The sequence below is a fragment of the Methylobacterium sp. WL116 genome (assembly GCF_008039455.1).
GTDB lineage: Bacteria > Pseudomonadota > Alphaproteobacteria > Rhizobiales > Beijerinckiaceae > Methylobacterium.
Map to the genome: position 1 here is coordinate 1 of NZ_VRUV01000338.1, position 4,990 is coordinate 4,990.

General features: G+C 72.0%; 6 protein-coding genes. 3 read left to right on the top strand and 3 right to left on the bottom strand.

The features are described 5' to 3' along the window. A partial coding sequence (locus tag FV223_RS19740) for a MarR family transcriptional regulator (RefSeq protein ID WP_147728599.1) occupies positions 1 to 366 on the bottom strand: 366 nt, incomplete at its 3' end. Between the two features lie 250 nt (positions 367 to 616). Between FV223_RS19740 and FV223_RS19745 the strand changes: the two genes are divergently transcribed. The 3 genes from FV223_RS19745 to FV223_RS19755 all read left to right on the top strand — a co-directional run bounded on the left by FV223_RS19745 (position 617) and on the right by FV223_RS19755 (position 2,343). Continuing rightward, complete coding sequence (locus FV223_RS19745) at positions 617 to 1,504, top strand: branched-chain amino acid aminotransferase (RefSeq protein WP_147728600.1); 888 nt, start codon at positions 617 to 619, stop codon at positions 1,502 to 1,504. Between the two features lie 110 nt (positions 1,505 to 1,614). Then, positions 1,615 to 1,911, top strand: a complete 297-nt coding sequence (locus FV223_RS19750; RefSeq protein WP_147728601.1) for a DUF3072 domain-containing protein — start codon at positions 1,615 to 1,617, stop codon at positions 1,909 to 1,911. A 222-nt stretch (positions 1,912 to 2,133) separates the two neighbouring features. After that, positions 2,134 to 2,343, top strand: coding sequence for a Flp family type IVb pilin (locus tag FV223_RS19755; RefSeq protein WP_147728602.1), 210 nt, complete (start codon positions 2,134 to 2,136; stop codon positions 2,341 to 2,343). 6 nt (positions 2,344 to 2,349) lie between these two features. Here the strand turns inward: FV223_RS19755 and FV223_RS19760 are convergent, their stop codons facing one another. Together FV223_RS19760 and FV223_RS19765 are read right to left on the bottom strand one after the other, a co-directional pair. Continuing rightward, the gene (locus FV223_RS19760; RefSeq protein ID WP_147728603.1) at positions 2,350 to 3,144 is read right to left on the bottom strand and encodes a DUF937 domain-containing protein; all 795 of its coding nucleotides are present in this window, start codon (positions 3,142 to 3,144) and stop codon (positions 2,350 to 2,352) included. 201 nt (positions 3,145 to 3,345) lie between these two features. Continuing rightward, a complete protein-coding gene (locus FV223_RS19765) occupies positions 3,346 to 4,692 on the bottom strand; it encodes an MATE family efflux transporter (protein ID WP_147728604.1) in 1,347 nt (448 codons plus the stop codon). Positions 4,693 to 4,990 lie beyond the last annotated feature (298 nt).

Here is a 4,990-nt window from a genome sequence, read left to right on the forward strand (position 1 = left end):
GGTGAGGTCGGCGGCCAGCGCCGCGCCGCTCGGCGTGCAGGTGAGCAGGCGCTGGCGCCGGTCCTGGGTGCCGGGCCGCTGGGCGATGTAGCCCTGGCCGATCAGGTCCTTCAGCACCCGGTTGAGGCTCTGCTTGGTGATGCGCAGGATGTCGAGCAATTCGGCGATGGTCAGGCCGGGATAGCGGTCGACGAAGTGCAGCACCCGGTGGTGCGCCCGGCCGAAGCCGTACTCGGCCAGGATCCGGTCCGGATCGCCGACGAAGTCGCGATAGGCGAAGAACAGGAGCTCGATCAGGTCGTCGCTGCTGCAGGCGGCGGCCGGCTCGGCGGCGTCCTTGCGTTCGCGGAGGGCGGGAGATGTCACGTGCGGCCCGGGTCCGGTTGCGGCGCGAAGGGCGGGAGAGGAGACGAACGTCGGCGCGAAGGACGTCGGATCGGAGAGGATGGGAAGGAGGAGCGTGCGCGCGATATACGTCAGTGTCGTTGACATATTCCAGGCCGGTTGGTACCCGTCAACCCCGCCGGCGCCGCCCGCATGCGCGCCCATCGACATCGTCCCCGCCGAAGGGCCCGCAGGTTGCGCGGGCCGCGACGATTTCCAGGAAGACGTTCCCATGTCCGTGATCCCGTTCGACGAGCGCGAGGGCACCATCTGGTTCGACGGCGCCATGGTGCCGTGGCGGGACGCCAAGATCCACGTGCTGAGCCACGGGCTGCATTACGGCTCGTCGGTGTTCGAGGGCGAGCGCGCCTATGGCGGGGTAATCTTCAAGAGCCTCGCCCATGCCGAGCGCCTGCGCCGCTCCGCCGAGCTGCTCGACTTCGCGGTGCCGTATTCGGCCGCCGAGATCGTCGCGGCCAAGGAGGCCGTGCTCAAGGTCAGCGGCCTGCAGGACGCGTATCTCCGCCCGGTCGCCTGGCGCGGCTCGGAGATGATGGGCGTCTCGGCCCAGGGCAACACCATCCACCTGGCGATCGCCGCCTGGGAATGGCCGAGCTACTTCGACGCCGCCACCAAGATGAAGGGCATCCGCCTCGACATCGCCGAGTATCGCCGGCCCGATCCCCGCACCGCCCCCTGCGCCTCGAAGGCGGCGGGCCTGTACATGATCTGCACGATCTCCAAGCACCGGGCGGAGAACAAGGGCTATGCCGACGCGCTGATGCTCGACTTCGAGGACAACGTCGCCGAGTGCACCGGCGCCAACGTGTTCTTCATCCGCGACGGGGCGATCCACACCCCCACCGCCGACCGCTTCCTCAACGGCATCACCCGGCAGACGGTGATCGAGCTGGCCCGCCGCCGCGGCCTCGCGGTCACCGAGCGCCGCATCCGCCCCGAGGAGATGGCCGACTTCTCGGAATGCTTCATCACCGGCTCGGCCGCCGAGGTCACCCCGGTCTCCGAGATCGGGCCCTACCGGTTCGCGCCGGGCGCGATCACCCGCACGCTGATGGACGACTACCTCGCCGAGGTGCAGCCACAGGCGCGCGCAGCCTGAAGGCGCGCGCGGCCTGAGGCGTCTTATCCCCCGCCGGTTCCGGCCGGCGGGGAACCTCGGGGATGCGGGCCGCGTTCTGACGGAACATTCCATGAACGCGTGAGTGCCCGATGACCAAGGCCGCTGCCAAGACCACGGCGAAGTCCGATTCGAAGTCCGACGCCAAGTCCGACACGAAGTCCGCTTCGAACGAGAACCCGAAGACCGACCCGAAGGACGTGTCGAACCAGATCAAGGATCCCGACCAGTGGACCACCGGCGGCGAGCCGATGACCGGTGCGCAGGCCTCCTATCTCAAGACCCTGTCGGAGGAGACCAAGGAGCCCGAGGCGTTCGATCCCGACATCGACAAGGCCGAGGCCTCCAAGCGCATCGACGCCCTGCGCAAGGAAGCCGGCCACGGCTGAGCGGGGCGAAGGCGCCCGCGCGGGCCCGCTCCCGACGGGTCGCCCGAGCGCCCATCCCCTCTCGCCGCAAGCGGGGGAGGGGACCCGCAAAACGGCCGGTCGCACGGATCCTGCTTCGGCGGATGCCGCGACCGTCGCCCGTCGCCGATCGAGTTAAAACATCCTCAAGGTCGCGCGGGTAGGGTCGCCGTGTGCCGGTTCGGCCGAGGAAGGCGATCATCGATGTCGAGGACGGCCGTCGAACTGTCGAAAGGGGCCGGAGCCGTGCCGCCGAAGCGCCGCTTCGCCGCCGACGCGCGCGGCGCGACGAGCATCGAGTACGCCCTGATCTCGGGGCTGGTCTTCCTGGCCATCGTCGGCAGCCTGCGCCTCTACGCGTCCAAGGTCAGCACCGTCTACCAGACCATCGGAAACGCGGTCAGCCAGAACTGACCAACCTCAGCGCGTCCCCGGCCGGCCCTTACGCGACCGGTGCGACGCGTCCGGCTCCGAGGCGGGGTCGGCGTTCGGCGTCGTGCCCGAGGGCTTGGCCGCGGCCGCCTTGGCGGGGTCGGCCTCGGCCCAGAACGCCTCGAACAGGCCCTGCATCGCCTTGACGTTCTGTTCCTGAACCTCGGCGCCGGTCTTCAGCATCTGCTGGAACATGCCGCCGGCGGCATCGGGTTCCGGCTTCGGTGCGGGCTTCGAGACCTGGGGCTTCGAGACCGGGGGCCTGGCGGCCTGCTTCTGCGCCTCCGGCGCGGCCTGCGCCGGGACGAACGCCTTCATCATCTCGGCCCAGCCCGGCGCGACCGCGAACGGCGAGGGCGCCGGGGCGGGCGCCGGCTTGGCCTCCGGAGCCTGCTGGTTCAGCAGCATGTGGACGATGCTCGCGACCACCGCGCCGGCCATCATCGGCAGCATCTGGCGCAGCACCTGCGAGCCGACGCCGCTGGCCGAGGAGGCCTGCTGCAGGATCGCCTGGGTGAGGGCCGGCGAGCCGAACATCTGCCCGAGCATGGTCTCGGCCGGGCTGGGTGCCGGGCTCGCGGCGGGGCGGGCGCCGGCCAGCCCGAACATCTGCGACAGGCCGGTCGGGTCGGGGACGGCGCTGCGCTGCAGCCCGAGCGCGAAGGCCGGCATCAGGGCCTCCATCGCCCGGCGCGTCTGCTCGGGGGTGAGGCCGAACTGCTGGGCCACACTCTGCATCCCGGCGCCGTTCTGGGCCTGAAGCATGTCGAGCGGGTTGAACATCACGCGGCCTTGGTCTGTTCGCCGCGCGGAAAACCGCATCGCGGGCCGCGCGTTCCAAGTCTAGACCCTTATCGACGCCGCTGGCCAGTTGCCGGCCAACGTTCGGGCGCGTCCCGGCGCGATCGGTGCCGCGCATCCACCGGGGATCGCGTCCCGGCCGGGATGCCGGGGACGTCGCGCCTGCCGACGCGACGCGGCGCGCTACACCAGCGCGCCGCCATGGGCCGGGCCGGCGGCGACGCTCGCCTCGGGATCGGGCGCGCGCGCCGGCACCACGACGTCGCGCTCGAGCAGCGTGACCGTGCGGGCGGCCATCAGGATGCCGGCCAGCCCGAAGGCGAGCGAGCCGATGCCGACGCCGGCGAGAACCCCGCGCGGCCCGTACAGGGCGGCGCCCGCGAGCGCCATCGGCATCGTGCCCAGCGTCGCCCGGCCCCAGTTGAGCAGGGTCGAGCGGAACGGGAAGCCGAGGTTGTTGAACGCGGCGTTGGCCAGGAACAGCAGGCCGTTGAAGAACCACACCCCGCCGCTGACGAGGCAGAAGAAGCCGAACAGGTCGGCGGCGACCCCGTCGAGCGCGAACAGCCGCATCAGCGGGCCGCGGGCGAGCACCAAGGCGGCCCACACCACCGCCACGTAGAGGAAGGTCACGAGCGCGCCGTCGCGGAGCACGCCGCGCATCCGGTCGAAGCGGCGGGCGCCCCAGTTCTGGCCGAGGATCGGGCCGATCGAGCCCGACAGGGCGAACAGCCCGCCGAAGGCCACCGGGGTGAGCCGGTCAATCACCACGTTGGCCGCCACCGCCACCGCGCCGTAGCGGGCGAGCACGTGGGCGAGGAAGGCGCTCGCCACCGACGGCGCGAGGTTGGTGAGCACCGCCGGCAGCGCGATCCGGAACACCAGCGGCGCGTCGGCGACCGTCGCCGCGAGGCTCGCGGGCGCCAGCATCCGGTGCTGGCGCACCCCGTGCCAGCCGATCAGCGCGAAGGTGGCGCGCGCCACGCAGGTGGTGATCGCCGCCCCGTCGACCCCGAGCCCGGCCCCGAAGATCAGCAGCGGATCGAGCCCCACCGTCACCAGCGCGCCGCCGAGCGTCACGAACATCGCCTGGCGCGCGGCGCCGACCGCGCGCAGCAGCCCGGAGAACATCATCCCCGGGCCCATCAGCACGTTCGAGGGCAGGGCGATCCAGAGGAAGCGCTCGGCCACGGTCAGCGTCTCGCCCTCCGCGCCGATCGCCCGCAGCAGCGGGTCCGACAGCGGCAGCAGCAGCGCCACGAGGAGGGCGGAGGCGGCGAGCCCGAGCAGCGTCGACGAGGTCGCGATCCGCCGCGCGCCGTCCCGGTCGCCGGCGCCGATCGCGCGGCTGACCAGGGCGCCGGCGGCGATCATCAGGCCGATGTTGATGGCGATGGCGAAGAACTGGACGATCGCGGCGAAGCCGACCGCGGCGGTGAGGTCGGTGTCGCCGAGCTTCGACACGTAGAGCAGCGACAGCAGGTCGACGACGAACACCGCCATCAGGCCGATCGAGCCGGTGGCGCTCATCACCACCACGTGGCGCAGGATCGAGCCGGTGACGAAGCGGCCGGCATCGGGTGGCACGGTCTTCCCTCCCCCCGAAGCGGGGGAGGGAGGGTCTCGCGTCGGCGAGGGCCGTGAGAGGGGAGCGCCGTCTCCGGACGACGCGCTCCGCTCTCTCCCCCTGCTGCGGGGGGGACCCTTCCCCGCTTCAGGGGGAGGGGGAAGGGCGGCGTCCGCCTCACCGCTCACCGCTCTGGACCTCCATCGCCGGCGTGCGGATCGCGCGCGCAGCCTGGGCGTCCGCCTCCGCCTGCGCCGCGGC

What these genes read in the sequence shown, in the direction of transcription:
- FV223_RS19745 (WP_147728600.1), top strand. Translation starts at nt 617, where the DNA reads ATGTCCGTGATCCCGTTCGACGAGCGCGAGGGCACCATCTGGTTCGAC.
- FV223_RS19750 (WP_147728601.1), top strand. Translation starts at nt 1,615, where the DNA reads ATGACCAAGGCCGCTGCCAAGACCACGGCGAAGTCCGATTCGAAGTCC.
- FV223_RS19755 (WP_147728602.1), top strand. Translation starts at nt 2,134, where the DNA reads ATGTCGAGGACGGCCGTCGAACTGTCGAAAGGGGCCGGAGCCGTGCCG.
- FV223_RS19765 (WP_147728604.1), bottom strand. Translation starts at nt 4,692, where the DNA reads ATGAGCGCCACCGGCTCGATCGGCCTGATGGCGGTGTTCGTCGTCGAC.
- FV223_RS19760 (WP_147728603.1), bottom strand. Translation starts at nt 3,144, where the DNA reads ATGTTCAACCCGCTCGACATGCTTCAGGCCCAGAACGGCGCCGGGATG.